27 protein-coding genes are annotated in these 26330 nt (G+C 72.2%); 7 read left to right on the top strand and 20 right to left on the bottom strand.

Annotation, left to right across the window (positions count from 1 at the left end):
* Positions 1 to 18 precede the first annotated feature (18 nt).
* The 11 genes from FH608_RS24340 to FH608_RS24290 form a co-directional block, all read right to left on the bottom strand.
* Positions 19 to 1071: a threonine aldolase family protein gene (locus FH608_RS24340; RefSeq protein ID WP_139632916.1), complete on the bottom strand. Its 1053-nt coding sequence runs from the start codon at positions 1069 to 1071 to the stop codon at positions 19 to 21.
* Positions 1068 to 1712, bottom strand: coding sequence for an SDR family NAD(P)-dependent oxidoreductase (locus tag FH608_RS24335; RefSeq protein WP_139632915.1), 645 nt, complete (start codon positions 1710 to 1712; stop codon positions 1068 to 1070). Before FH608_RS24335 ends, FH608_RS24340 begins: the two co-directional genes overlap by 4 nt.
* Positions 1709 to 3784, bottom strand: coding sequence for a DUF6421 family protein (locus tag FH608_RS24330; protein WP_139632914.1), 2076 nt, complete (start codon positions 3782 to 3784; stop codon positions 1709 to 1711). Before FH608_RS24330 ends, FH608_RS24335 begins: the two co-directional genes overlap by 4 nt.
* An 85-nt stretch (positions 3785 to 3869) precedes the next feature.
* The gene (locus tag FH608_RS24325) at positions 3870 to 5579 is read right to left on the bottom strand and encodes a serine/threonine protein kinase (RefSeq protein WP_139632913.1); all 1710 of its coding nucleotides are present in this window, start codon (positions 5577 to 5579) and stop codon (positions 3870 to 3872) included.
* Positions 5579 to 7042: a zinc ribbon domain-containing protein gene (locus tag FH608_RS24320; RefSeq protein WP_139632912.1), complete on the bottom strand. Its 1464-nt coding sequence runs from the start codon at positions 7040 to 7042 to the stop codon at positions 5579 to 5581. The genes FH608_RS24325 and FH608_RS24320 overlap by 1 nt, the downstream gene beginning before the upstream one ends.
* 278 nt (positions 7043 to 7320) lie before the next feature.
* A complete protein-coding gene (locus tag FH608_RS24315) occupies positions 7321 to 7902 on the bottom strand; it encodes a Uma2 family endonuclease (protein WP_139632911.1) in 582 nt (193 codons plus the stop codon).
* Positions 7903 to 7965: 63 nt separating this feature from the next.
* Positions 7966 to 8604 carry an adenosylcobinamide amidohydrolase gene (locus FH608_RS24310; protein ID WP_139632910.1) on the bottom strand — a complete coding sequence of 213 codons (639 nt, stop codon included), beginning with the start codon at positions 8602 to 8604 and terminating at the stop codon, positions 7966 to 7968.
* A complete protein-coding gene (locus FH608_RS24305) occupies positions 8601 to 9374 on the bottom strand; it encodes an ABC transporter ATP-binding protein (RefSeq protein ID WP_139632909.1) in 774 nt (257 codons plus the stop codon). The genes FH608_RS24310 and FH608_RS24305 overlap by 4 nt, the downstream gene beginning before the upstream one ends.
* A complete protein-coding gene (locus FH608_RS24300) occupies positions 9371 to 10405 on the bottom strand; it encodes a FecCD family ABC transporter permease (protein WP_139632908.1) in 1035 nt (344 codons plus the stop codon). Before FH608_RS24300 ends, FH608_RS24305 begins: the two co-directional genes overlap by 4 nt.
* Before the next feature lie 2 nt (positions 10406 to 10407).
* A complete protein-coding gene (locus FH608_RS24295; RefSeq protein WP_139632907.1) occupies positions 10408 to 11358 on the bottom strand; it encodes an ABC transporter substrate-binding protein in 951 nt (316 codons plus the stop codon).
* 199 nt (positions 11359 to 11557) lie between these two features.
* Positions 11558 to 12415, bottom strand: coding sequence for a Gfo/Idh/MocA family protein (locus tag FH608_RS24290; RefSeq protein ID WP_139632906.1), 858 nt, complete (start codon positions 12413 to 12415; stop codon positions 11558 to 11560).
* Positions 12416 to 12524: 109 nt separating this feature from the next.
* Here FH608_RS24290 and FH608_RS24285 point away from each other — a divergent pair, with 109 nt between their 5' ends.
* Positions 12525 to 13109: a histidine phosphatase family protein gene (locus FH608_RS24285; protein ID WP_139632905.1), complete on the top strand. Its 585-nt coding sequence runs from the start codon at positions 12525 to 12527 to the stop codon at positions 13107 to 13109.
* Between the two features lie 109 nt (positions 13110 to 13218).
* Here the strand turns inward: FH608_RS24285 and FH608_RS24280 are convergent, their stop codons facing one another.
* The 5 genes from FH608_RS24280 to FH608_RS24260 all read right to left on the bottom strand — a co-directional run bounded on the left by FH608_RS24280 (position 13219) and on the right by FH608_RS24260 (position 15882).
* Positions 13219 to 13482: a sigma factor gene (locus tag FH608_RS24280; RefSeq protein WP_193318597.1), complete on the bottom strand. Its 264-nt coding sequence runs from the start codon at positions 13480 to 13482 to the stop codon at positions 13219 to 13221.
* A complete protein-coding gene (locus tag FH608_RS24275) occupies positions 13479 to 14381 on the bottom strand; it encodes a maleylpyruvate isomerase family mycothiol-dependent enzyme (protein ID WP_139632903.1) in 903 nt (300 codons plus the stop codon). The genes FH608_RS24280 and FH608_RS24275 overlap by 4 nt, the downstream gene beginning before the upstream one ends.
* A gap of 96 nt (positions 14382 to 14477) precedes the next feature.
* Positions 14478 to 14735, bottom strand: coding sequence for a hypothetical protein (locus FH608_RS24270; RefSeq protein WP_139632902.1), 258 nt, complete (start codon positions 14733 to 14735; stop codon positions 14478 to 14480).
* 88 nt (positions 14736 to 14823) lie between these two features.
* Positions 14824 to 15060 (bottom strand): DUF397 domain-containing protein, encoded by a 237-nt coding sequence (locus FH608_RS24265; protein ID WP_043632079.1) that lies wholly within the window; start codon positions 15058 to 15060, stop codon positions 14824 to 14826.
* Positions 15061 to 15882 carry a helix-turn-helix domain-containing protein gene (locus FH608_RS24260; RefSeq protein WP_139633156.1) on the bottom strand — a complete coding sequence of 274 codons (822 nt, stop codon included), beginning with the start codon at positions 15880 to 15882 and terminating at the stop codon, positions 15061 to 15063. It abuts the gene before it with no gap.
* Between the two features lie 222 nt (positions 15883 to 16104).
* On the opposite strand from FH608_RS24260, the gene FH608_RS24255 reads away from it, so the two are divergent.
* Complete coding sequence (locus FH608_RS24255; RefSeq protein ID WP_139632901.1) at positions 16105 to 16620, top strand: ATP-binding protein; 516 nt, start codon at positions 16105 to 16107, stop codon at positions 16618 to 16620.
* A gap of 80 nt (positions 16621 to 16700) precedes the next feature.
* The gene (locus tag FH608_RS24250) at positions 16701 to 19121 is read left to right on the top strand and encodes a helicase-associated domain-containing protein (RefSeq protein WP_139632900.1); all 2421 of its coding nucleotides are present in this window, start codon (positions 16701 to 16703) and stop codon (positions 19119 to 19121) included.
* On the opposite strand, the gene FH608_RS24245 is transcribed toward FH608_RS24250, so the two are convergent.
* Complete coding sequence (locus FH608_RS24245; RefSeq protein ID WP_139632899.1) at positions 19105 to 20112, bottom strand: ABC transporter substrate-binding protein; 1008 nt, start codon at positions 20110 to 20112, stop codon at positions 19105 to 19107. The genes FH608_RS24250 and FH608_RS24245 overlap by 17 nt on opposite strands.
* 84 nt (positions 20113 to 20196) lie before the next feature.
* Between FH608_RS24245 and FH608_RS24240 the strand changes: the two genes are divergently transcribed.
* From FH608_RS24240 to FH608_RS24230, 3 genes are read left to right on the top strand one after another with little or no spacing between them, the layout of a single operon-like run.
* Complete coding sequence (locus FH608_RS24240; RefSeq protein ID WP_226899836.1) at positions 20197 to 21249, top strand: FecCD family ABC transporter permease; 1053 nt, start codon at positions 20197 to 20199, stop codon at positions 21247 to 21249.
* Positions 21246 to 22253, top strand: a complete 1008-nt coding sequence (locus FH608_RS24235; RefSeq protein WP_139632898.1) for a FecCD family ABC transporter permease — start codon at positions 21246 to 21248, stop codon at positions 22251 to 22253. The genes FH608_RS24240 and FH608_RS24235 overlap by 4 nt, the downstream gene beginning before the upstream one ends.
* The gene (locus FH608_RS24230) at positions 22253 to 23053 is read left to right on the top strand and encodes an ABC transporter ATP-binding protein (protein WP_139632897.1); all 801 of its coding nucleotides are present in this window, start codon (positions 22253 to 22255) and stop codon (positions 23051 to 23053) included. Before FH608_RS24235 ends, FH608_RS24230 begins: the two co-directional genes overlap by 1 nt.
* A 29-nt stretch (positions 23054 to 23082) precedes the next feature.
* Here FH608_RS24230 and FH608_RS24225 read toward each other — a convergent pair whose 3' ends face one another.
* The gene (locus FH608_RS24225) at positions 23083 to 23682 is read right to left on the bottom strand and encodes a TetR/AcrR family transcriptional regulator (protein ID WP_193318595.1); all 600 of its coding nucleotides are present in this window, start codon (positions 23680 to 23682) and stop codon (positions 23083 to 23085) included.
* Positions 23683 to 23703: 21 nt separating this feature from the next.
* A complete protein-coding gene (locus FH608_RS24220) occupies positions 23704 to 24957 on the bottom strand; it encodes an ArgE/DapE family deacylase (protein ID WP_139632896.1) in 1254 nt (417 codons plus the stop codon).
* A gap of 119 nt (positions 24958 to 25076) precedes the next feature.
* Here FH608_RS24220 and FH608_RS24215 point away from each other — a divergent pair, with 119 nt between their 5' ends.
* Positions 25077 to 25397, top strand: coding sequence for a GroES family chaperonin (locus tag FH608_RS24215; protein ID WP_139632895.1), 321 nt, complete (start codon positions 25077 to 25079; stop codon positions 25395 to 25397).
* Positions 25398 to 25400: 3 nt separating this feature from the next.
* On the opposite strand, the gene FH608_RS24210 is transcribed toward FH608_RS24215, so the two are convergent.
* Positions 25401 to 26330 (bottom strand): TolB-like translocation protein, encoded by a 930-nt coding sequence (locus tag FH608_RS24210; protein ID WP_139632894.1) that lies wholly within the window; start codon positions 26328 to 26330, stop codon positions 25401 to 25403.

The following is a 26330-nucleotide window of genomic DNA, read 5'->3' as shown; positions in this document are numbered from 1 at the left end:
CCCGGCAGGAGCGGCCGGTCAGGCCGAGCGCATCTCCTCGGCGACGGCGGCGGCGAAGGCGTCCACGTCGGCCTCGGTCGTGTCGAACGCGCACATCCACCGCACCTCCCCCGTGGCCTCGTTCCACGTGTAGAAGCGGAAGCGCTTCTGCAGCCGCGCCGTCACGTCGGGCGGCAGGACGGCGAAGACGGCGTTGGCCTCCACCGGGCGCGACAGCGACACCCCCGGGATGCCGCCGATCGCGTCGGCCAGCCGCCGGCCCATGGCGTTGGCGCGGCGGGCGTTGCGCAGCCACAGGTCGCCCGACAGCAGCGCCTCGAACTGCGCCGACACGAACCGCATCTTCGACGACAGCTGCATGAACGTCTTGCGGATGTAGTCGACCCCGCTGGCCGCGCCGGGGTTGAGGACGACGACCGCCTCGCCGTACAGCATGCCGATCTTGGTGCCGCCGAACGACAGCACGTCCACCCCCACGTCCGTGGCCAGCGCCCGCAGCGGGACGTCGAGCGCGGCGGCCGCGTTGGTGAGGCGGGAGCCGTCGAGGTGGACGAGCAGCCCCAGGTCGTGGGCGTGCGAGCAGATCGCCGCGAGCTCGTCGGCCGTGTAGAGAGTGCCGAGCTCGGTGGTGTTGGAGACGGACACCACGCGCGGCTGCGCCCGGTGCACGTCGCCGAACCCCCACGCCTGCCGGTCGATCAGCTCCGGCGTGAGCTTGCCGTCGGGCGTGGGCACGGTGAGCAGCTTGATGCCGCCCGCCACCTCGGGCGCGCCGCCCTCGTCGGTGTTGATGTGGGCGCTCTCCGCGCAGATGACGGCCTCCCAGTGGGCGGTCATGGAGCGCAGCGAGACGACGTTCGCGGCGGTGCCGTTGAAGACCGGCCAGGCCTGCGCCTGCTCGCCGAAGTGCGTCCTGAAGACCTCCCGCATGGCCTCGGTGTAGACGTCGTCGCCGTAGGCGGTCTGGTGGCCGCCGTTGGCGGTGGCGATGGCCTGGAGGATCTCGGGGTGCACCCCGGCGTAGTTGTCGCTGGCGAAGGCCTTGAGCCGGGGGTCGTGCCGGGGGTTCACGCAGTCAGGTCCAATCGGGTGCCGTTGAGCTCGGCGGCGGGGCGGTCGTAGAGACCGCCGATGGCCGCCGCGAGGTCGTGTACGTCGGTGAAGCCGGCGAACTTGGCGTCGGGCTTCCTGGCCCGCATGGCGTCGTTCACCAGGGCGTTGACGACCAGGACGACCGCCGCGCTGTCGGTGCCGGACAACGCGTCGGCCAGGGAGCGCGTCCACGCCTCCGCCGCCGCCTTGGCCGTGGCGTAGACGGCGCCTCCGGCGCTCGGCCGCTCGGCCGCCTTGGCCGAGACGATCACGAAGCGGCCGTTCTCGCTGCGCCGCAGCAGCGGCTCGAAGGCCAGCGACACGTGCTGGAGCGTGCGGATCAGCAGGTCGTGCAGGACGTCCCAGTCGTCGAGGCTGGTCTCGGCGAACGAGGACGCGCCCCGCCACCCGCCGACCAGGTGCACCACGCCGTCCACGCGGCCGTGCTCCCGCTCGATCCGGTCCGCCAGCGCCTGGACGGCGTCACGGTCGAGCAGGTCGACGTCCTCTCCCGCACGGCCATCACGGTCGACGCCGATCACGGTGTCACCGTTTTTCTCGAAATATCCCCGTACGGCCTCGCCAGTCGGTCCACCGGCGCCCGTCACCAGGATGATCATGCGCGCAGCCCTTCCGTCGATTCGACAACGTCCGTCAGCTTACGGCGCAGCGCCTCGTAGAACATGCTGAGGGGGAACTCGTCCGGCAGCACCGCATCCACCTTCGCCTTCTGCTCCTCCGGCAGCGCGTCGAGGCCCTTGGCCCAGCTCGATCCGGGGTGCGGCGCCACGTACGCGCTGACCAGCTCGTACGCCGCCAGCCAGTGCGCCAGCTTGGACCGGTCGATGCTGTCGCGGTACAGCTTCTCGACCTCGCCGCGCAGGTCGGCGACGCCGTCCGCGACCCGCTCCCAGTCGATCGTGAGCCGGTTGTCGGTCCACCGCACGATGTCGTTGCGGTGCAGGTAGGCGAAGAGCAGCTGCCCGCCGAGCCCGTCGTAGTTCCGCACCCGCGCGCCGGTGATCGGGAACCGGAAGAGCCGGTCGAACAGGATGGCCACCTGCACGTACCGCGCGTGCGGCACCCCGCGCTCGGCCAGCTTGACCGCCTCGCCGAACGCGGTCAGGTCGCAGCGCAGCTCCTCCAGCGAGTACAGCCAGTACGGCATCCGCTGCTTGATCATGAACGGGTCGAACGGCAGGTCGCCGTGGCTGTGGGTGCGGTCGTGGACCAGGTCCCACAGCACGTACGTGTCCTGCGCGAGCCGCTGCGAGGCCAGCAGCCGCTCGGCGTCGGGCGGCAGGTCCAGCTTGAGCGTGTCGGCGGCGGCCCGCGACACCCGCCTGAACCTGGCGGCCTCGCGGTCGGCGAAGATGCCGCCCCAGGTGAAGCGGGCCGGCGCCTGCCGCACCGCGACCGTCTCGGGGAACAGCACGGCGGAGTGGGTGTCGTAGCCGGCGGTGAAGTCCTCGAACGCGATCGGCACGAACATGGGGTTGTCGTAGCCGCCCGCCTCCAGCTCGGCCAGCCAGTCCGGCCAGATCGTCCGGATCCAGACGGCTTCGAGGTTGCGGTTGGGGTTGCCGTTCTGCGTGTACATGGGGAAGACCACGACGTGCTCCAGCCCGTCCACGCGCTGGGTGTCGGGGTGGAAGCGGTCGAGCGAGTCGAGGAAGTCGGGCACGCCGAGGTCCTGCGCGGCCCACTTCGCCAGGTCGTCCTGGACGGCCTGGAGGTACGCGGCGTCGTGGGGGAAATATGGCGATATTTCGCCCACCCGCGCTCCGATCTCCGCGACCAGCGCCTTCGCCCGCTCCTTCTCCTCCGGCACCGAGCCGTCCTTGACCTGCAGCGGCCTCAGCTCCTCGACGGCCGCCTTGAGCCGCTCGAACAGCGCCGACTTGGTCTCGTCGCGGGCCGCGCCGGGGGCGTCGGCGTCCGGGACGCGGGCCGCCCAGGTCACCACGTTCTCCCAGAGGCGGCGGTGGTCGTAGTCGTCGATGGAGTCGTCGCCGAACAGGTCGGAGTCGGCGAACGCGACCACGCGGCCCCGCCCGTGCCGCACCGCGACGGCCAGCGGCGCGCCCGCCGGGTCGGCGTCCGCCGAGGAGGCGAACAGCACCTCGGCCGTGCTCCCCTCCGGCCCGTCCGCCGACAGCACGCCCGCGCGGTAGAAGCAGGCCGTGCGGACCCCGGCGACCAGGCCGGAGCCGGTGGCGGGCGTGGCGAGCACCCAGGTGGCCACGTCCCGGTGCGCGTGCCGCGGGTCGCGCACGGTGGCGTGCCCGACGCCGACCCCGAAGCGGGCGAGCAACTCGCGCAGATTGTTGCCGTACTTGTCCTGTTCCTCCTCGGCCAGCACGACCAGCCCGCCGCCCGCGGCGACGAAGGACTCGACGGCGTCCAGCTCATCGGCGGTGAAGACCGGGCTGCCCTGGCCGGTGGTACGTTCCCAGCGCTCGCCCGCCGGGTGCGCGATCACCAGGACGTCCTGCTCGGCGAGGACCTCGGGCGTGAGCGCGCCCGACGTGCGGGCGGTGACCGTCTGGCCGAGGTGCCGCAGCAGCCCGGCGGCCCGCGCGTAACTGTTGTCATCGGGGTGGGCGGGGTTGATGGCCTCAGCCACCTCACGGCGGACGGTCCAGGACTCGCTGTGAGCCTCGTCGAACAGCACCCGAGGGAACGATTGCATGAAAGATCTCCTGTGTGTACCGCTTTACGCAGAAAAATATACACACAGGAGCGGAGTGTCCCGTCAAAGCCTCACGGTTTCGGGCTCACGACACCTGTACGCTCTGCCTGATGCGGGTCTGGGTGGCGTCGTCGCAACTGGTCTTGGCGCAGAAGTACATGACGAGCATGGTCTTGGGCTCGCGGTCGATCACGTAGCTGACGAACCCGAGCCTGGTCCCGGTCACCGGGTCGTGCAGGGCGCCGTCGAAGCGGGTCGCCGGGCTGGTGCCCGCCTGGTCCTGCACGGGCTTGCCGACGTCCACCTCGCCCGGCAGCAGGGCCGCCATCTTGCCCTGCATCTGCTCGGAGGTGCCACCGGCGTCGAGGGTGTCGGAGACCTGGACGTACACGCCCGAGGCGCTGTCGGGGTCGTCGCCGACGATCTGGGCGACGGCCGTCCAGTCGGCGCCGGGGCCGGCCACGAACAGCGACTCGAACTCGGTGGCGTGCGGCGAGGCCACCGCGAACAGGTCCTGGTGGGTGCGTGCGGTCCAGTCGCCCGGGTACTCGAACGTGAGCGGCGCGGCCGAGCTGGCCTTGTAGCGGATCCACGTGTCGCCGCGGTGATTCACGATGATCATGATGACCAGCGCGAGGGCAGCGACGGCGGCGACCAGCGTGGTGGCCACGATCGGGACCCGGCCCGGGCGCTTCCTCGGCGCCGACGGCTGCGTCGGCGCCCCGAACCCGCCTCCCCCGCGCGGCCCGGGCACCGCCGCGTGCGGCCCGGACACCGGCACCGGATGCGGCCCGGAAGACGGCACAGAAGACGGCCCCGAAGACGGTACGGGAGACGGTCCCGAAGGGAGCCCGGAGGACGGCATCGGGGGGACGCCCTGGTCCGGCACCGGGTACGGCCCGGAGTGGAGGCTCTGGCGCGGCACGAACGGCATCCCGCCGGCCTGGCCCGCCTGCTGCCCGCTGATCGCGTCGCGCAGCGCGGAGACGAACTCCGTACAGGTCGCGTAGCGCTGCTCGGGCGCCTTGGCCAGCGCCCGCATCATCACCGCGTCCACCTCGCCCGGCAGCTCGGGCCGCAGCTGCGACAGCGGCACCGGCTGCTCGGCCAGGTGGGCCCAGAGCAGCGCGATGTCGTTCTCGCGCTGGAACGGCAGCCGCGCCGACAGCGCCTCGTAGACCACGCAGGCCAGCGCGTACTGGTCGCAGCGGCCGTCGATGGTCTCCTTGTTGATCTGCTCGGGCGACATGTAGCGGGGGGTGCCGATGAACTGGTCGGTCTGGGTCAGCCCGGAGATCGACGAGCGGTGCTTGGTGATGCCGAAGTCGGTGAGGTAGACGTGGTCGCCGGCCAGCAGGATGTTGGCCGGCTTGACGTCGCGGTGGATCAGGTCGTGCGCGTGCGCGGCGTCGAGCGCGGCGGCGACCTGGGCGAAGATCTGGTTGGCCGGGCCGATCGGCAGCGGGCCGCGGTCGTAGATGAGACGGCGCAGGTCGAGGCCGTCGACGTAGCGCATGGCGATGTAGAGCACGCCGTCGGCGTCGGCGTTGGCCTCGTAGATCGGGATGATGTTGGGGTGCTCGATGCTGGCGACCGTCCTGGACTCCAGGATGAACCGCTGCCTGAACCGGTCGTCCACGCTCAGCACCGGGTTGAGGATCTTGAGTGCCACCCGGCGGCTCAGCCGGGGGTCGAGCGCGAGGTAGACGACGGCCATGCCGCCCTTGCCGACGATGTCCTCGATGTAATAGCCGGCCACCTCCTGGCCGATGAGCGATCTGTCGTTCACGTGCATCACGTCTCGATGGGGTGGCCGCAGTAGCCACAGAACCGGTGCGCGGGCCCGAGTCGCATGCCGCACGACGTGCAGTACTTGATCGCCGGGTTGGCCGCGGTCATCACCTGCTGTTGCTGCTGGACCACGGGGAACGTCTGTGAGCGCCGTACGACCACGGTCTGGTTGGCCCCGTCGTCGAGCGGTGGACCGGCCGCCAGTGGCTCGGGCAGCTCCGTCATCCCTTCAGGAGTGCGGCGGCGCCACAGCAGATACGCCCCGCCCGCGGCGGCGAGGAACAGCACCCCCGCCGCCAGGATGAACGGCCACATCGGCGTGGAGTCGCCGGACGCGGCCACCGCCGGACGCGTGCCCTTGTCCTCGGAGCCGCCGCGCTTGGCCAGCGAGGTCTTCAGCAGCTGCGCGGCCACCACGTTGCCGGGATAGAGCTCCAGCACGCGCTGGAAGCCCGGCGCGGCCTCGGTGTAGTACTGCGTGTGGTAGCGGGTCAGGGCCGCCTCGAAGGCCGTGTCGATCGCGCCCCTGCGCGCCACGACCTTGGCCTCGGCCAGGATGCCGGTGACCTCCCTGATGCCGATCATCTTGCCCTCTTTGCCGCCGCCGACCAGCAGGCCGACGACGTGGCCGTCCTTGTCGCCGATCACCGGCGCGCCGATCATGCCCTTGTCGGCGAGCCCGCCCAGCTTGGCCGGCTCGTCCACCTTCTTCTCGGGATCGGCGAACGGCCGGCCGCCCTCGCCGGCCACGCCGCCCTTGCCGAGGTGGGCGATCTCGACCGTGTGGTGCACGTTCGGGCCCGGCCGGCCGAGGAAGCCGGCCACGCTGGTGGGCGAGCCCTCCTGCTCGGGCACCTTGTCGGCGAGCGGCGCGGTCGGCATGCCGACGCCTCCCGCCGCGGGGGTCACCGGCACCAGCACGGCGGGGCTGTCGGGCTTCGGGCCTGCCCTGGCGAGCTTGACCTTGAAGCCGTTCGGGCTGGGCGGCGAGACGTTGGGGTAGGCGGTGATCTCGGTGGTCACGTCGATGATGCAGGTGGCCGTGTCGGTCTTCGGGGGGTAGCACTCCTGCAGGTGATGGTCGAGCTGGTCGTCGGAGACGTGGTGCTTGTCGTAGTCGGCGGGGATCTTCACCTTGTGGTGCTCGGCGAAGACCTTGTTGGCCGCGTAGACGGCGACGTCGTCGTCGTTCACCGCCAGGCGCCTGAGCGTGACGATGGCGCCATCGGGGTTGACGACAGTGCCGGTGCCCTCCCCGAACGGGATGTCGTAGGAGCGCTCCACGTGTTTCAGCTCGCCGATGTGGTCGAGCAGGGTGATCTCCACATGCGACACGGCCTCCAGCCGCACCACGGCGGGGGTCACCAGATCGGTGATCCCGCTGGGGTGCTCGTGAGCCGCGACCGGCGTCGCGATCAGCACGAGTGCCGCCGCCACCCCACCGGCAAGAGCTGTCAGGCGCGCCATCTCCGCTCCAAACGCAGGCCTAGAACCAGGGTCCCAATCAGATGCGGTAAGTCAATAGACCGTTACATAGACAAGCGCTTGTTCGGGATGACCTAACACGTCCTGACGAGCCGGGGCAGGGACACCGACGCCGATGGCACCGGCGTGGCCGTTCACGTGCACCCGAGCCTGACGAGATGTTCGAGCCCCCACGACGACCCCATCGCGGGCACCGCGTCATGCGTTACGCCCGCGGGACTTCGCCCAGGTCAGGCGATCGGTGCGCGGAGCAGCCTGCTTCAGCCAGTGAGGCGCGTCAACTCGGCGGGGTCGAAGCTCACGGGGAACGGCGACGACAGGGTGACAGTGGTCCCCGCTTTATGAACGACCGGTCCTGAATACGATGGACCGTCGAGCTCGTAGACATAGATGGTCGGCCCTTCCATGGGCTCGACGCGCCAGTAGAGGGGAATGCCCGCTTCTGCGTATGCCGCCACTTTGAGCGCTCTGTCGATCACCCTGCTGCTCGGGCTGACGACCTCCGCGGCCAGGAGCAGGTCACTTGGGGCATACATGAGATCGACGGTCTCAGTCACCTGCTGAGGAACGACGACGAGGTCGGGGATGTAGAAATTCTCGTTGCTCGGGCGGACGTTCACGGTCGTCAGGCACTCCAGCGCAGGCGGTGCCGCGTCAGCGAGGATGAAGAGGAGTCGGGAGATCACCCGCTGGTGCATGGGGGTGGGGGCAGGGCTCACTACCAGACTCCCGTTGAAGAGTTCGTAACGGTACCCGTCGTCCGGGAACTCGAGCAGGTCGTCGACGGTAAACGGCACAACGGGAAAAGTTGCGCGCCCCGCGATCGGTTCGATCGTCGCCATTGCGGTCACCCACTCAGTATCGGGAGTCTCGCCCTCGCCCACATGCTACTTGCCGGAAATCCATCACTTACAGTCACGAGGCCGCCACGCCTCCGCGCCGCGCCGGACGGCCGTGTGGACGGCCCTGGCCAGACGCGCCCCCCACTCCGAGCGGGGCCCGCCGAACACCTCCTCCGGCCCGGCGAGCGGTACGGCCACGCACACCGCGTCCGACGCCGTCCCCGTGCCCGCGTAGCCGGCCTCGACCAGCGCCTGCGACTTGGCCTCCGTGACCGTCATCACCGCGTTGACCAGGGCGGCGTCCGTCATGGCGACGGGCAGCACGGCCACGATGTTGACGGTCCCCACCCGGATGGGCGCCAGCTCGGGGTCCGCGCTGCCCTCAGGGGCGGCGGCCCAGGTGGGGACGCGCAGGCCGACGGTGGCGCACGCCTCCACGCCGCCGTCCGACGCCTCGACGTAGCGGTCGACGGAGGCGGCGGTCAGCATGCCGACGCCCTGGCCCGGCGGGCCTAACGACACGAGGTGCTCGACCGGGTCCATGCGCGCGTAGCCGGCCACGACCTGCGCGTTCAGCACCCACTCGCGCACGCCGATGCCGCCGCCGAGCATCGCCGAGGAGATCATCCGCCAGCCGGGGCCGAACTCCCACAGCAGCGACCCCAGCCGCGCCCCGTCCTCCACGCGATACGTGAGCTTCACGGCCCTCCCCTGACCAGGTGCACGACGGGCCGGCCGTCCGGCCCCGGCTCGATCTTGACATGGGCGTCGAAGTGCCGTCCCACCAACGGCTCGGTGAGGACCTGGCCGGGCCGTCCCGAGGCGACCGCCCGGCCGCCGGCCATCAGGAGCAGGGAGTCGGCGTAGAGCCCCGCCACGGTCAGGTCGTGCAGGGTGGTGACGACGGTCAGGCCGTCGGCGCGCCGTAACCGGTCCACCAGCTCCAGCACCTGCTGCTGGTGCCCGAGGTCCAGCGCGGTGGTGGGCTCGTCGAGCAGCAGCACGGTCGCCTCCTGGGCCAGCGCCCTGGCGAGCACCACGCGCTGGCGCTCCCCGCCGGACAGCTCGCCGACGCGGCGCATGGCGAAGGCGGCGAGGTCGAGCCGGTCGAGGACCGACGCGGTCACCTCCCGGTCGTGCGCGCTCTCCCGGCCCAGGTAGGGGATGTACGGGGTGCGCCCGAGCAGCGCGTAGTCGAAGACCGTCATGTCCGGCGGCAGGGCGGGCGCCTGCGGCGCGTAGGCGACCAGCCGGGCCCGCTCGCGCGGCTTGAGCCGGGCCGACGGCTTGGAGTCCAGCGTGACCTCGCCCCGGTGCGCGACGAGGCCCATGACGGCCTTGAGCAGGGTGGACTTGCCGGCTCCGTTGGGCCCGATGACGGCCAGCCACTCGCCGCCGCGCACGTCGAGGTCCACCTCGGAGACGACGTCGCGCTCGCCGAGCCGTACCGACACGCCCCTGACCGTGATCACAGGGCCGCCCGCCTGGTCATCCGCAGCACGCCGACGAAGAACGGCGCCCCCACGAACATGGTCACCACCCCGATCGGCAGCTCGGCGGGCGCGATCACGGTGCGGGCGATGAGGTCGGCCAGGACGAGGAACGCCCCGCCGCCGATCAGCGAGAGCGGCAGCACGATCCGGTACGAGCCGCCCGCCAGGCGCCGTACGACGTGCGGGATGACGATGCCGACGAACCCGATCAGCCCGCTCACCGCCACGGCCGCCGCGGTGGCCAGGGAGGCGGCCAGCAGCACGGTGAAGCGCACCCTGGCCGCCCGCACACCGAGGCTCGTGGCCTCGTCATCGCCCACGGACAGCACGTCCAGCATGCGCCCGTGCAGCAGGAGCAGCGCGGCCGAGACGGCGGCGTACGGCAGGACCAGCCAGAACTGGTCCCACCCCCCGCCGACGTCGCCCAGGATCCACGCGTAGATGCGCTGCAGCTCCTCGACCTTGAACTGCTGCACGAACGTCTGGATCGCGGTCAGGAACGAGGTGACGGCCACCCCCGCCAGCACCAGTGTCGCGGTGCCGCCGGAGCGGCCGGCGGTGTTGCCGAGCGTGTACGCGAGGAACACGCCGCCCACGGCGCCCAGGAAGGCCGCGACCGGGATGCTCCCGGCCGAGACCGGCAGCAGCACGATGGCCACCGTCGTCGCCAGCCCGGCCCCGGCGGCGGCCCCCAGCAGGTACGGGTCGGCGAGCGGGTTCCTGAACACGCCCTGGTAGCCCGCGCCCGCCATCGCCAGCAGTCCTCCGACCACGGCGGCGACGAGCACCCGGGGCAGCCGCAGCTCGTACAGCAGCCCCTGCTCGACCGGCGCGAGCCCGGAGTCGACGTGCACGAACGGCAGCCAGTCGAGCGCCTGGAGCACCACCTGCCAGGGCGAGATGTCGGCGGCGCCGTCGAGCATCCCGGCGATCATGCACAGGGCCAGCACGCCCAGGGCGGACGCCACCCAGAGGGGTCTGGCCCTGGACGGGCCGGCCTGCCGTGCCATGCTCAGCTCTTCGCCCCGGCCTCGGCCACCGCGGCGCCGATGTCCTCGGCGAGGTCGACGACGCGCGGCCCCCAGCGGGAGGCGAGGTCGTCGTCGAGCTGGATCACCTGGTCGTTCTTGATGGCGGACAGGTTCTGCCAGCCCGGCCGCTCGGCCAGCGTCTCCTTGCTCTGCTGACAGCACTTGGCGTCGGCCAGGAAGATCAGGTCGGGGTCGGCCTGGGCCACGAACTCGGCCGACAGCTTGGGGTAGCCGCCCGCCTGGTCGGGCGCCTTGTCGGCGATGTTGGTCAGGCCGAAGAGGGCGTAGACCTGGCCGATGAACGTCTGGGACGTCGCCGCGAACGGCGTCTGGTCGAGCTCGTGGTAGTAGGTGAGCTTCTTGTCCTTGGGAGCCTCTGCGGCCAGCTTGTCCATGGCCGTCCTCATGCCGGAGACGACCTCGTCCGCCTTGGCCTTGTTGCCGGTGGCGGCGCCGATCTCGGCGATCTCCTCGTACGCCTCGTCGATCTTGGTGGCGGCGGGTTCGAGCAGGACGGGCACGTTCACCTTGCCCAGTTCGGCGACGATCTGGTCGATGTCGTTGGAGATGATGACGAGGTCGGGCTTCTGGGCGACGATGGCCTCGACGTTCGGCTTGAAGCCGGAGAGGTCGGTCTTGGGGGCCTCCGGCGGGTAGTTCGACTGGTCGTCCACGGCGACGACCTGCGGGCCCGCGCCGATGGCGAAGAGCGTCTCGGTGTGGGTGGCCGAGAGGGAGACGATCCGCTCCGGCTTCTTGGCGAGGGTGACCTGGCCGTTGCCGGCCTTGATCGTGACGGGGAAGCCGGCCGAGGAGGCGGCTGCGGGGACGGAGGCGGCGGGGGTGGGCGTGGGGGTGCCGGTCTGGCCACATCCGGCCAGGGCCAGCGTTCCCAGCAGCGCGCCCGCGAAGGCCGTGCGTACGGGCCTCACGAGTAGTCCTTTCACACTGTCGGAACCGAGAGACCCGCGAAAAGCGACGGATCACCCTTTTCCACGAGGGTTGATGACGTCAGCGCAGAGGCAGGCGACCTGGCTATGACAGTTGCGGGACAGCGCCGGATTCGCACCGGACTTCGCTGCAACACTGCGCGTCGGACAAACGCTATCAATCCTCTGGATGCGCGCCGCGTCAAGGGGCGAGTTGGGCCTCCGCCCCGGCGATGATCTCCTGGATCCTGAGCCCGTGGGCCGCGTCGAGCGGGTGGCCGCCTCCCGCGCGCACCGTCTCGGCGAACTCCGCCACGAGGGTGACCATGGGGTCGTCGTCGAAGCGCCCCAGCACGGCGCTGCCGGTGCGGCCGTACGCGGCGAACGTGGACGGCGGCGGGTCGCCGGCGGCGACCATGCACAGCGACGCCTCGCTGACGGCGCCGCCCTCGTGCTCCAGCAGCAGGCCGGTCCAGCCGAGCGGGTCGCCGTGCGCGCGCACGCCGGTGACCCGGCCGAGCGCGGCGTCCAGCAGGTCGACGACGTGCGGGCCGACGTCGAGCAGCGCGCCCCTCTCCAGCCGCCACGGCGTGGCGAACGGGTGGTCGCCGAGGAGCACGCCGGAGATGTTGGCGGCGTGCCCGCCGAACGGCCGGATCTCGCGGCACCGGGCCAGGAACGCGCGGGTCGCCGCGGCGTAGCGCATGGTGAGGACCATCTGGGAGGCCACGCCCGCCTCCGCGACGGCCTCGGCCAGCCGCCGCGCACCGTCCAGCGAGTCCGCCAGCGGCTTCTCCAGCAGCAGCGCCTTGCCCGCGCGGGCGGCCCGCACGCCCAGCTCGGCCTGTACGGCGGGCGGCACGCAGAACGCCACGGCCTCGCAGGCGTCGAACAGCTCCTCGATCCGCTCGAACACCGGCGCCCCGAGCCGCGCGGCGGCCTCCGGCCGGCGCGCCCACACCCCGGCCAATCTGGTGTGCGGCCCCCTGGACAGCATCGGCGCGTGCGCCTGCTCGGCCCACGGCCCCGCTCCGACCAGCCCCACCGCCACCGGCTCCATGAACCCTCCTCGCATATCGCCCGATAGCGCGATCTTTCCACAGGGGCGCCGTCACCCGGGCAGGCACCTGGCGCCACGCGCCGGACGGCCGTGCCCGATGATGGAGACCATGGACGAGATGCTGCTGCTCCGGCACGGTGAGACCGAATGGAGCAAGGCGGGCAGGCACACCGGCCGCACCGACCTGCCGTTGACGGAGCACGGCGAGGACCAGGCCAGGGCGCTGGCCCCACTGGTCAAGGGGCAGGCGTTCGACCTGGTGCTGGTCTCGCCGGCGCAGCGCGCCCGCCGCACCGCGGAGCTGGCCGGGCTGGGCGGCTACCGGCTGGACCCCGACCTGTGGGAGTGGGACTACGGCGGCTACGAGGGCATCACCACGCAGGACATCCGCGACACCAGGCCCGGCTGGTACCTGTGGCGTGACGGCGTGATCCCGGGCGACGCCGAGCACCCCGGCGAGAGCGCCGCCGAGGTGGCCGCGCGGGCCGACCGGGTCATCGAGCGCGCCAGGAGGGCCGGGGGGCGGGTGGCGCTGGTGGCGCACGGGCACTTCCTGCGGGTGCTGGCCGCCCGCTGGCTCGGGCTGGGGCCCGAGGAGGGTCGCCTGCTGAAGCTCGACACGGGCACGTACTCGCGGCTCGGCTTCGAGCACGCCGAGCCGGTCCTCGCCACCTGGAACGCGCCGATCAGCTGACCCCGGCCGACCAGGTGACCCCGGCCGATCAGCGGCTCAGCCTGCCAGCCCCGGCCGGTCAGACCCCCGGCCGGTCAGGTCCCGGTCAGGTCCCCGGCCGGTCAGGGGGTCAGCCGACCTGGGTGCGCAGGGCCGACTCGTGCAGGGCCCTGCCGACCAGCCAGCCGCGCAGCGACCCGAGCGCCGGGTCGTAGGTGAGCGGCTCCTCCCACAGGGCGGCGAACACGCTCTGGGTGATCTCCTCGGCGTGCGCCCGGCTGCCGGTGACCGTCACGGCGACGCCGTAGACGTACGGGGCGTGCCGGTCGTAGGCGTCGGCCAGCGCGCCGAGGTCGCCGGCGGCCAGCCTGGCGCGCAGCTCCATGTCGCTCATCGGTCGCATCCCAGCGTGGCGGCGGCGGTGATCATGTCGCGGGCGAGCACGGGATCGCCCTCGGCGGCGTACGGGAAGGAGCCCGGCGGCCACCGGCCGGCGAGCAGCCGGCAGAAGCCCACGGCGTCCGCCGACAGCAGCACGGCGACGTGGTCGGAGGCGGGCGAGAGCGGGACCGTCCAGGTGCCGCCGCCCGGCCCGGTGAGTACGACGGTGGCGGAGACGGCGCGGCGCGGCCCCTTCATGGCGCGCGGCAGCAGCGCGAGCCCGAACTCGGCGATCCGGTGCACGTGCTCGGGGCGCGGCGGCGACGGAGGGCGGCCGGTGGCGGCCCTGATGTCGTCGGCGTGCGTCCACGTCTCGAACGCGCGCTGGACCAGCGCCTGGCGCAGCGGCGCGCGGGCCGGGCGGGTGCCGGCGAGGGCCACCTCGACGCCGAGCAGCACCTCGCTGCCGGCGGAGAGGCGTTCGAGCAGGGCTCCGGCCTGGTCGCGCCAGCGCCGGTGCGGCGGCGTCGCGGCCCTGCCCATGAGACCGCCCTCGCCCGGCACGCCCATGAGGCCGGCCACGGTGGCGTCGTTGGCGGCGAGGTGCTCCACCAGCCCGCGCACCGTGCCGTGCCGGTCGATCGGGGCCTCCCACTGCGGCGTGCTCAGCTCCGCGAGCAGGCCGTCCATGAACGCCACCTGCTCGGCGTACGGGAGCGCGACCGAGGCCACGCCCGCGGCGGCCGGGCCGCGGCGGCGGCGCGCCCGGGACAGCACCGCCTCGCGCAGCGTGGGCGGCGGCTCGACGGCGGTGCCGGGGCCGTCGAGCAGCGCGATCGCGGCCTCGCAGCCGGGGCAGGAGGCGACGTGGTCGCCGTGGCTCCACCCGTCGAAGGAGAACGACTCCGTCATGGCCACCTCCGCAGCCGACGCCGGCCCGGCGGTGCGGGTCCGGCCGGGAACGCTGTCAGCAGCGTCTCACGGGAGGGGCGTTCCAGATAGCCCGCGTCAGGCGGGCGCCTGGGTCGGTTGCGGCCCGCGCCCCGTCAGCCACTCCAGGACCCTGCGGTGTCCCGAGGCGGCGTCCTCGAAGTGGCCCCAGTGCCAGGAGCGCGGCTGGTCCCGGATGCCGGTCACCCAGGTGCGGTAGGCGACGGAGGCTCCGGAGGCGGCGGGCGCCACGCCGTAGGTGCGGACCACGACCTTGCCGCCCGGCGCGAACAGCACGTCGTCGGCGATCGGATACAGGGTCATCTGGTCGATCATGCCTCTGATCATGTCCGCGGGACAAGGCCGGGCGGTTACGCCTCCGGCGCGCCACCGTTAAGGGGGCGCGCCGGGGGTTACATCGTCGTTAAACGAGGAGACCGTCGAACTCTCCGTCCTTCACCCCGAGCACCAGGGCCCGGATCTCGTCGCGGGTATAGATGAGGGCGGGGCCGTCGGGGAACCGTGAGTTGCGCACCGCGATGCCCCCGTCGGGAAGCTCCGCGAGCTCCACGCAGTTGCCCTGCGAGTTGCTGTAGCGGCTCTTGCGCCACGCGACCTGGGTGAGGTCCGCCGCTGGCATGCCGTTGTAGGTCTGGTTCATCTACATCTTTCTGAGAAGACCGCCGATGAGCTCGACGGTGCCCCCTGGCGTGGTGCTCTCCACGCACAGTTGCTCCATGGCCGTGAGGTACGGGTCGATGTCCTCACGCTTGTCCAGGTAAAGGGCACCCCAGAGCTGCTCAACGTAGACAACGTCCGACAAATCGGACTCGGGAAACCGCAAGATGCTGAAAGCGCCCCCTTCAGCGGCGTGCTTGCCGAACCTGAAGGGCATCACCTGGATCGTGATGTTGGGAAGGGCGGCGACCTCCAGCAGATGCTGGAGCTGCTCGGCCATGACCTCCTGCCCGCCGATGGTCCGTTTGAGCGCCGCCTCATCGATGACGGCCCACAGCCGGGGCCCGTCCTTCTTGGTGAAGCGCTCCTGACGCTGCATGCGCATATGCACGCGTCGCTCGATTTTGTCCGGACTCACACCGGGGTTGCCAAGCTGGTATACCGATCGCGCATACGACGCCGTCTGCAGCAGGCCGGGCACGAACTGCACCTCATAGGTGCGGATCAGCTCGGCCGCCTCCTCCAGCCCCACGTACGTGGTGAACCACGCGGGCAGCTCGGCGGAGTACTTGTGCCACCACCCGGGGGTGTTGGCCTCGCGGACCATCTCCAGCAGCGCACGGCGTTCGGCATCGTCGACGACGCCGTACAGGGTGAGCAGATCTTCCACGTCACGCGTCTTGAAGCCGACGCGCCCGAGCTCCATCCGGCTGATCTTGGACTCGGACGCCCGGATATGGAATCCGGCCTGTCCACGGTCGAGTCCGCTGGCCTCACGCAGGCGTCTGAGACTCGCCCCGAGCATGATGCGCCGAACCGTCGAACCGGAACCGGGCGGATCAATGGACACGTGCTGCTCCTTGTTCGTTTCCTTGCCACACAGTGTGTCACTTCACGGCCGAAAGATCATGGGCCGCGGACAAGATCCCCTTTCCCCCATATTGACCATTTGAGGGCAACCGTAGCGTGTGCAACACATGTCTGCACGTGCATTCGCTCTTGCACCTGCACGAGAGTTTGCCCCAGAATGATCAACGTGCAATCCACCACGGCGCCCGGCCAGTGGACCACGTTCGATTGGTGGCCCCCGATCGGCTGGTGGCCGGAGGCGGCCCGCGATCTGCTGGTCCCCGGCCCGTCCCCTGGCCCGTCCGCGAGCGCCACGTTCGTGCTCCCGCCCACCACGGCCTCCGTCCACTCCGCCCGTAGTTTCACCACCGGCGCCCTGTCGGGGTGGGGCCTCGGCGAGCTGGCCGAGAACATGGAGCTGGTGGTCTCCGAGCTGGCCACCAACGCGCTGCGCCACGGCCTGCGCCTCGACGAGCCCTGCCACCAGACCCCCGTCCACATGTCCCTGGTGCGCCGGGGAGCGCTCGTGACCTGCGCCTTCACCGATCCCGGCGCATCGGTGCCGGTGCTGCGATACCCTGGCCCCCTTGACACCGGCGGCCTCGGACTCCACATCGTCGAATCACTCAGCCTCCGCTGGGGCTGGTCCGCTCTCGCACCTCACGGAAAGATCGTCTGGGCAGTCCTCTCCTGACCGGGGGTGATCTGCATTACCGTGGATGCTCATGGCTCACGGTGAGTCCCCGCGCGCGACCCCATGAGAGTTGCTGACAGATGGAAGATCACCTGCTCGGCTGGCTGCGAACACTGAACGAAGACGGGCTCGGCCGCATCCTGGCCAACAGGCCCGACGCCATCGCCGCGCCCTGGCCGCGGCGGCTCGACACCCTCGCCCAGCGACTGGGCAACGGCTTCGCCGTGATGGAGACGCTCCGGGGCCTTCCCCTGCCCTGCCTGCAGCTGGCCGAGGCGGCCCTGGCCATGACCCGCCCCACACCCGAGCGGCTGGCGGCGTTCGTCGACGCGACGCTCGACGAGGTGACCCCCTGGCTGCGGCACCTCTACGACCGCGCGCTGGCCTGGCCCGGCGACGACGGCGTCATCCGGCTCGCGCAGGGCGTGGCGCGCTGGTGGTCGGCCCCGCTCAGCCTGGGCGAGCCGCTGGACCACTACCTCAACACCTGGTCGATCGGCAACGAGGCGCTGCACGCGCTCGCCCGCAACCTCGGCCTGCCCGCCCAGGGCAACAAGCGGCGCGTCGTCGCCCGCGTCACCGAGGCGCTCTCCGACCGCGAGCGGGTCGCCGCGCTGGTGCGCGGGGCGCCCGACGGCACCGTCCCGCTGCTCGACCGCTTCGCCTGGCAGGGCCCCGCGCTGAACGTCGACGGCGGCCGGTTCGTCACGCCCGGCACACCGGAGAAGTGGTGCGCCGACCACGGCCTGCTCTTCCGCCCGAGCTGGCACGTCGCGGAGATCCCCCGCGAGGTCGCGATCGGCCTGCGCGGCCCCGGCTACCACCCGGCCTACCGGCCCGAGCCGCCCGAGGTGGCCACGATCCCGGTCGACCCCGAGGAGGTCGACCACCTCATGACGCTGGCCGCGCCGCACGTCGTCGAGCGCTGCGCCGCGCTGCTCGACAACACCGCGAAGACCCCGCTGCCGCTGCTGAAGACCGGCGGCGTCGGCGTGCGCGAGGTGCGCAGGGTCGCCAAGGAGACCGGCTGCGACGAGGACGAGACGCGGCTGCTGCTGGAAATCTGCGCGGTGGCCCGGCTGCTGGCCTGGGACGAGCCGTCGGGCGGCATGATCCCCACCGAGCGGTTCGACCGGTGGCGGCTCGACGAGGGCTCGGCCCGGCTGCGGGTGCTGCTGGCCGCGTGGTGGCGCATGGAGCGCTCCTCGCTGCGCAAGATCGACGGCAAGTACGGCACCGTGCTCGGCGACGACTCCGCGGGCAGCGCCGTCGCCCGCGTCCGCAGGGCCGTGATCTCGGCCCTGGCCGGGCTGCCGGCGGGCACCGCCTTCGCCGACCGCGACAGCCTCGTGGCCAACGTCCACTGGCACGCGCCGCTGCTCGACCGGGAGCTGCTGACGGCGTGCGCCCCCGCGGTGCTCGACGAGGCCACGCTGCTGGGGCTGCTGGCCAACGACGCGATCACCGACCTGGGCCGGGCGCTGGCCGGGCTCGCCGCCAGGCCGGGCGACGAGAACGACGACGCCGTGCCCATGGTCGAGCACGACCCCGTGCTCGCCGACGCGGCCACCCGGGCGCTGGCCAGCGTGCGCAGGAGCGCGCTGTTCGGCCCCGATCTCACGGCGGTCGTGACCGGGCCGCCGTCGGCCGAGCTGGCGGCGCTGCTCGACCGCGCCGCCGACCGCGAGTCGCGCGGCGCGGCCTCGGTGTGGCGGTTCACGACCGAGAGCGTGCGCCGCGCCCTCGACCACGGCCACGACGCCGACGAGCTGCTCGACGAGCTGGCCACCGTCGGCACGATCCCGCAGCCGCTCGAATACCTCGTCCGCGACACCGCGCGCAGGCACGGCGAGGTCACCGTCACCACGGTCGGCTGCCTGGTCCAGGCCGGCGACCCGGCGCTGCTCGCCGAGATCGCCGCGCACCGGCGGCTGGGCAGGCTGGGCCTTCGGCTGCTCGCGCCCACGGTGCTGGTGAGCGGGGCCCCGCCCGAGCGTACGCTGGCCGCCCTGCGCGAGGCCGGCTACTCCCCCGTGCCCGTCTCCGACACCGGCGAGATCACCATCCACCGGGCCAGGCCGGAGGAGCCGCCGGGCGGCAAGCTGATCCTGCTGCCCGGGGGCCAGGTGGCCGAGCTGTCGGAGTTCCCCGGCATCAAGGAGTGGGAGGCGCTGCCGTACATGCTGGCCGAGCCGACGCCCGACCCGTACGAGCACGCCCGCCGCCTGATCACCGCCAGCCGGTCGGAGGACGAGACGAGCGGCCGCACGTGGGCGATCATCGGCAGGATGGCCACCAGGCTGCCCACGGCGCAGCAGTCGCTGCTCGGGTTCGTGGTCGACCGGGGCGTGCGCGCGGGCATCACGCTGACCGACGGGCTGACCGCCACGATCAGCCACGGCGAGCTCAAGGGCGGCGCACTGGACGCCTGGTGCGAGGAGGCGGGCGACTACCTCGAGTTCCCCCTCGCCGAGATCGTCGAGGTCAGGGGAGCGCTTTAGCCTTCTTCAGGTTGGCCACCAGGCCTTCGAGGAAGACGGCGTAGCCCTGATAGCTGTAGGGCGCCTCGGCGTTCCACGGATAGAGCTGCCCGGCCTCGACCGCGGGGAGCTTGGCGAAGGTGGGCTTCTTCAGCATCTCCTCCGGCTTGAGCGACTGGGTGCGGGTGTCGTAGAGGATCACGTCGGCGTCGTAGGTGTCGGCGTTCTCCCAGCTCAGCGTCTGGAAGAAGCCGCCCTCGTCCACCTTCGACGGGGTGACGACGTTCAGCCCGGCCGTGGTCAGGTGCACGAGGTCCGGATATTCCGGCGGGTTGACCACCCACATGGCGTCGGGGCCGCCGGACATCAGGAGGATCCTGAGGTCCTTGAACCGGGCGAGCTCCTTGGTGGCGGCCTCCATGCGGGCCTTGGCCTCGGGCACGCCCTCCATGGTGGCGCCGAGCGACCTGGCGAGCTGCTCGTACGTGCCGATCACCTCGGTGGCGCTGCGGCCGGTGAGCATGACGCCGACGGTGGGGGCGACCTGCTCGATGGTCTCCTTGGACTTGTCGGGCACGTACCAGAGAGTGCCCTTGACGTACATGCTGCTGACCAGGAGGTCGGGCTGGAGCGAGATGTACTTCTCGACGTTGAACTCGTCCCACACGTTGCCCAGGCCCTCGACCTTGGTGATGTCGACGTTGCCGACCTGGGGGTCCTTCGTGCCGTCGTCGAGCTTGTGCGGGCCGAAGACGGCGATGGGGCGCACGCCGAAGTCCCACAGCGCGGCCGCGGCGCCGACCTGGGCGACGATCCTGGAGGGCGTCTTGTCCAGCTCCAGCTTCTTGTCCCGGTCGTCGGTGAACGTCCATCCCCCCGCCGCCGGGGCCGACGTGGCGGGGGCGCCCGCCGTGGGGGCCGATTCGCCGCCGCAGGCCCCCAGCGCGAGGGCGGCTCCGAGTCCCGCGGCGGACGCGAGGAAGCCCCTGCGAGCCAGTACCGGTCCCGACATCTCATCTCCTAAGGTTAGGCTTGCCTTCCTACTACGTCATGAGATTAGCCTTACCTAAGTTTTACCGCTACGAGAGGGGCTCGGGTGCGCACGGCTGAGCACACGGCCGAGGTCGCCGTCGAGGCGCCGAAGGGGAGGGGACGTGCCGCCGTGCTGGCGGGCGGGCTCGTCGTCACGCTGGCGATGCTGGCGCTGGTGGCCATGGCGAGTGTCGCGTTCGGGGCGCGGTCCATGTCGTTCCCGACCGTGATCGACGCCTTCGTCGCCCCCGACGGCTCCAGCGACCACACGGTCATCCTCCAGTTGCGCGTCCCCCGCACGTTCCTCGGCATCGGCGTGGGCGCCGCGCTGGGCCTGGCGGGCGCGCTCATGCAGAGCCTCACCCGCAACCCCATGGCCGACCCCGGCCTGCTGGGCGTTAACCAGGGCGCGGCGCTCGGCGTCACGCTGGCGCTCGGCCTGTTCGGGCTCTCCGACCCGGCCGTCTACGTGTGGTTCGCGTTCGGCGGGGCCGCGCTGGCCTCCGTCGTCGTCTACGCCCTGGCCTCCGCCGGCCGCTCCGGCTCCAGCCCGGTACGCCTCGCGCTCGCCGGCGTCGCCCTCGGCATGGTCTGCACGGCGGTGGCCTCGGCGATCCTGCGCATGGACACGCAGGCGTTCGACCGCATGCGGTTCTGGCTGACCGGGTCGCTGGCCGGGCAGACGGCCGGCACGCTGGCGCGGCTGGCGCCGTTCATGGTGGCGGGGCTGGCGCTCGGCCTGCTGCTGGCCCGGCCGCTCAACATGCTGGCCCTCGGCGACGACGCGGGCCGGGCGCTCGGCGTGGCGGTGAACAGGACCAGGCTCCTGACGGGGGTGGCCGTCACGCTGCTGTGCGGCGCGGCCACCGCCGCCGCCGGGCCGCTGTGGTTCGTGGGGCTGATCGTGCCGCACGCCGTGCGCGCGGTGGTGGGGCCCGACCAGCGGTGGGTGCTGCCGTACTCGGCGCTGGCGGCGCCGGTGCTGCTGCTGGGGGCCGACGTGGTCGGCCGGGTCATCGCCCGGCCGGGAGAGGTGCAGGTGGGCATCGTGTGGGCGGTGATCGGCGCGCCGATCTTCATTCTGCTGGCCAGGCGCAGGCGGGTGGCGGCGCTGTGACCATCCGTCTCGGCCCCTGGTCCGTACGGCTCGCGCCCCGCGCCCTCGTCGTCGGCCTCGCCCTCGTCGTGGTCGCCTGCGGGGTGACCGTGGCGGCCATCTCGACCGGCGAGTTCACGGTGCCCGTACCCGACGTCGTCTCCGCGCTCTTCGGCCAGGGCACCCCGGTCGCCGAACTGATCGTCAGCAAGCTGCGTGCCCCCCGCGTGGTGACCGGGCTGCTGGTCGGCGCGGCCTTCGGGCTGAGCGGCGCGATCTTCCAGAGCCTCACCAGGAACCCCCTGGGCAGCCCCGACTTCATCGGCTTCACCGCGGGCGCCTCCACCGGCGGCATCCTCGCCGTGGTGGCGGGCGGCTCGGCCATGACGATCGCCGGCGGCGCGCTCACCGGGTGCGTGGTGACGGCCGCGCTGGTGTACGCGATGGCCTTCCGCGGCGGCGTGCAGGGCTACCGGCTCGTCCTCGTCGGCATCGGGGCCAACGCGCTGCTGCTGGCCGTCAACTCGTACCTGCTGACCCGGGCCAACATCAACGACGCGGCCACCGCCGGCGCCTGGCTGACCGGGAGCCTGAGCGGGCGCGGCTGGGACCACGCGATCCCCGTGGCGCTCGCGCTGGCCGTGCTGCTGCCGGTGTGCGCGTTCCTGTCGCGGCCGATGCGCATGATCGAGATGGGCGACGACTCGGCCCGGGCCATGGGCATCAGGGTCGAGGTCGTGCGCGCGGTGGCGATCGCGGCCGGCGTGCTGCTGTCCGGGGTGGCCACGGCCGCCGCCGGGCCGGTCGTCTTCGTCGCGCTCGCGGCCCCGCAGCTCGCCCGGCGCCTCACCCGCTCCCCCGGCGTGACGATGGGGGCGTCCGCGCTCATGGGGGCCGTGCTGCTGACCGCAGCCGACCTGGCCGCGCAGCGCGTGCTCGCGCCCACCCAGCTGCCCGTCGGCGTGCTGACCGCCGCCATCGGCGGCACGTACCTCACCCTGCTGCTGCGAAAGGACCGCCACTGATGGCCGCCCGACTGTCCGGCACCGACCTGACCCTCGCCTACGACCAGCGGGTCGTGGCCTCCGGGCTGAGCGTGGCGATCCCCGACGAGTCCTTCACCGTGATCATCGGCCCGAACGCCTGCGGCAAGTCCACCCTGCTGCGGGCCCTGGCCCGGATGCTCAAGCCGCGGACCGGCGCCGTGCACCTGGACGGCAGCGTCATCACGTCGCTGCCGTCGAAGGAGGTGGCGCGGCGGCTCGGGCTGCTCCCGCAGACCTCGATCGTCCCCGACGGGATCACCGTGGCCGACCTGGTGGCCCGGGGCCGCTACCCGCACCAGCGGCTCATGCGGCAGTGGTCGCGCGCCGACGAGGCGGCGGTCGCCGAGGCCATGCGCGCCACCGACGTGACCGACCTGGCCGAGCGCATCGTGGACGAGCTGTCGGGCGGGCAGCGGCAGCGGGTGTGGCTGGCCATGGCGCTGGCGCAGGAGACGCCGATCCTGCTGCTCGACGAGCCGACCACGTTCCTGGACATCTCCCACCAGATCGAGGTGCTCGACCTCTGCGCCGACCTGCACGAGGCCGGGCGGACCATGGTGGCGGTCCTGCACGACCTGAACCAGGCCTGCCGGTACGCGACCCACCTGATCGTGATGCGGGCCGGCGAGGTCGTCGCGGAGGGGGACCCTGTGGAGGTGGTGACGCCGGAGCTGGTGCACCAGGTGTTCGACCTGCGCTGCGAGATCATCTCGGACCCGCAGACGGGCACGCCCCTCATCGTCCCCGAGGCCCGCCGCCGCTCCCCCGCTCCCGCCTGAGCTCCCCTCTCCCCAAGGCGTGCGGTGGGTCAGGGGGCCGTGGTCAGGGCGGTGACGAGAGCGGTGATCGCCTGTTCCGCCCTGGCCTGGCCGTACTCGTCGCGCAGCACCCCCGCCGCCTCCGCCCCCAGCGCCGCCAGCAGCGCGTGGGACAGGGCGTCCCCGTCACCCCCCGGCCGGGCCTCGGCGAGGAGGATGGCCACGTGCCGGTGCCAGAACCGGTAGGACCCGATCCGGTAGCGCGCCCCCGGGCTGGCGGTCTCCGACATGCGCACCAGGTCCAGGTGGGAGAAGAGGTAGTCGAGGTAGGCGGCCACGAAGGCGGTCAGGCGCTCGGCGGCGGGCGCCCCGGGCCCCAGGGGCGGCGGGCCCGAGAGGATGCGCTCCTGCAGGTCGCGCTCGCGGGCGTCGAGGAGCGCGGCGGCCAGCCCCGACTTGTCGCCGAACCGCCGGAACAACGTCCCCTTGCCGACGCCCGCCTCCGCCGCGACCGCGTCCATGGAGACCGCGTCCACGCCCTTCTCGGCGAACAGGCGGGCCGCCGCGGCCAGCACCTTCTCCCTGTTGCGGGCCGCGTCCGCCCGCTCTCGTACGGGCCGGCCGACCAGCAGTTCCAATGACTCCGACATGAACCGGACTATAGTCCGTGATCAGTGCGCGCCGCACCGCCGTACGGCCAGGAGCGCCAGCGCCCGGGTGACGGCGCGCAGCTCGCCCAGGTCGACCTGCTCGCGCGGCGCGTGCGCGAACCGCACGTCCCCGGGGCCGTAGTGCAGCGTCGGGATCCCGCCCGCCGCGTACAGCCGCAGGTCGCTCCCGTACGGCGCCGCCGCCTCGGCCGGCCGCGCGCCCGTGACGTCGGCGACCGCCCGGCCGACCTCGTCCAGCAACTCGTGCCCGGCGGGCAGCCGGCCGCTGGCGAACTGGCCGCCCGGCCACGTCACCACCGGCGGGTTTGCGCGCAGCCAGGGATGCGCCACGTCCGCGACCGCCTCCTCGAACGCGGCCCGCGCCTCCGCCGGGTCCTCGTCCAGCCGCACCCCGAGCCGCCCCTCGGCGACCAGCAGGTCGGGCACCGTGCTGGCCCAGTCCCCGGCGCGCACGGTCCCGATCTCGATCGGGTACGGCAGGCGGTTGTCGCCGAAGACCTCCGGCAGGTCGCGGTTGCGTTCGGCCTCCAGCCGCCTGACCGCCTCGAACACCGGCCAGAACACCTCGATCGCGTTGACGCCCTCGTACCGGGTGGCGCCGTGGGCGGCCTGTCCGGCGAGCTCCAGCCGGAACGTCAGCGCGCCCGCGTTGGCCGTGATGACCGCGCCGCTGGTGGGCTCGGTGATCACGGCGGCCTCCGCCGTGTGCCCCCTGGCCAGCGTGGCGAACGCGCCGAGCCCGCCGTCCTCCTCGCTGACCACGCAGTGCACGGCCAGCGGCCTGGCCAGCCGTACCCCGGCCCGGTGGATCGCGCGCGCCACGGCCAGGTTGGCGACCAGGCCCGCCTTCATGTCGCAGGCGCCCCTGCCGTGCAGCACGTCCCCGGTGATCCGGGCCGCGAACGGGTCGCTGCCCTCCCACTTGGCGAGGTCGCCGGTGGGGACGACGTCCACGTGCCCCTGGAGCGCCAGCGCCGGCGTGCCCTCGCCCGCGGTGACGGCCACGACGCCGTACCCCTCGCTCCTCGGCGCCTCCGTGCCGGGGAAGCCGGGACGGCCGGTGAGATCGGCGAGGTCGAGCTTCCAGAGGTCCACGTCCATGCCGGCCTCGGTGAGCAGGCGGGCTGTGGTGTGCTGCAGGTCGGACTCGGCGTCGGTGCCGGTGACGCTGGGGACCCTGACGGTCTCGGCCAGCAGGTTCACGGTCTCGGCCGTGTCAAGGGCGTTCAGGACCCTGGCTTCCACGTCGTGCATGGAGCACACCTTCTCACGAACTCCTATCGGGATATATGCCGCTATGGGGAGCTCATCGCGGGCCGCCCTGATCACGCTCGCGGAGTTTCGCGCGTGCCGCTGCTCGTAAACTTGGGGCTGTGGTAGAGCCCAAGTTCGAGATTCAGATGCTGCACGACCGGGTCATGATCAAGCTGGAGCAGGAGGCCGAGGAGCGGCGCAGCGGCTCCGGCATCGTCATTCCGGCGACGGTCAAGATGGCCAACCGGCTGGCCTGGGGCGAGGTCTGCGGCGTCGGCACGAACGTGCGCTCGGTCAAGGTGGGCGACAAGGTGCTGTTCAACCCCGAGGAGCAGTTCGAGGTCGAGGTGCACGCGCAGGTCTACCTCGTGATGCGCGAGCGCGACCTGCACGCGGTGGCCACCCAGGAGACCGACCACGGCACGGGCCTCTACCTGTAGGACCTACGAGGCGCGGCTGAAGGAGAGCCACAGCTCCGACGCCCAGGTGGCGCGGGGCACGTCCGCCAGCACGCGCGTCGCCTTCCCGTTCAGGTCGAGCACGGCCAGCCGGTGGTCGGCGCCGTGCGCCATGACGGCGATGACGTGGCTCTCGTCCCACCACCCGAACAGCGCCTCGGGCCGTACGTTCACGCGCCGGGCGATCGTGCCGGTGGCCGCGTCCACCAGGCAGAGCTGCTCCTTGAAACGCGACGGGCACCAGGTGGTCAGCCGCTTGCCCGAGGGCGAGAAGGCGTCCTCCGGGCCGGTCGGCCGGCCCACGTCCGCGTACGTCCGCACGACCGCGCCGTCGGAGGCCCGGTAGACGCGCAGGCCCTTGCCGTACATCGAGACGAGGTTGCCGTCGGGGCTCCACCAGAAGCCGGCGTCGCGGCTCAGGCCCGAGACGCGGACCGTGCGCGCGCTCTTGGCGGTCACGTCCACCACCGTGAAGCCGAGCACCCGCCACGTGCCGCTCACCTTCTGCTCGACGGTGAGCGCGACCCGCTTCCCGTCGCGGGACCAGGAGGCGTAGGAGGCGGTCATCGGCTTCTTGACGGTGCGGATGCGGCTGGACCTGCCGGTGGTGCGGTCGGTGACGATCAGGGAGTCGTAGCCCGAGCGGTACGCGCCGGGCACCCCCGCCGTCAGGCGGCGGCCGGGCGAGACGGACACCTCGGACAGTGTCTTCTCCCAGGCGAAGGAGGTGCCGGTCGCGGATCGGAGGTAGGTGCGCTTGGTGCCGAGGCCGTAGGCGGCGAGCCGTACGGGATCGCCGGTTTTTTCGCGATATTTCATGTTTCCGGTGCCTGGCAGGACCAGATCAGCCGCGAGCGGAGCGGTGGAGGCGCCGGACAGCGTCAGGGACAGGGCGAGGGCGATTTCGGCGATCAC

The sequence above is a fragment of the Nonomuraea phyllanthi genome (assembly GCF_006334985.2).
In the GTDB taxonomy this organism is placed as follows: domain Bacteria; phylum Actinomycetota; class Actinomycetes; order Streptosporangiales; family Streptosporangiaceae; genus Nonomuraea; species Nonomuraea phyllanthi.
The sequence above is the reverse complement of the archived record's forward strand: the minus strand, read 5'-3'. Positions and strand labels throughout refer to the sequence as shown.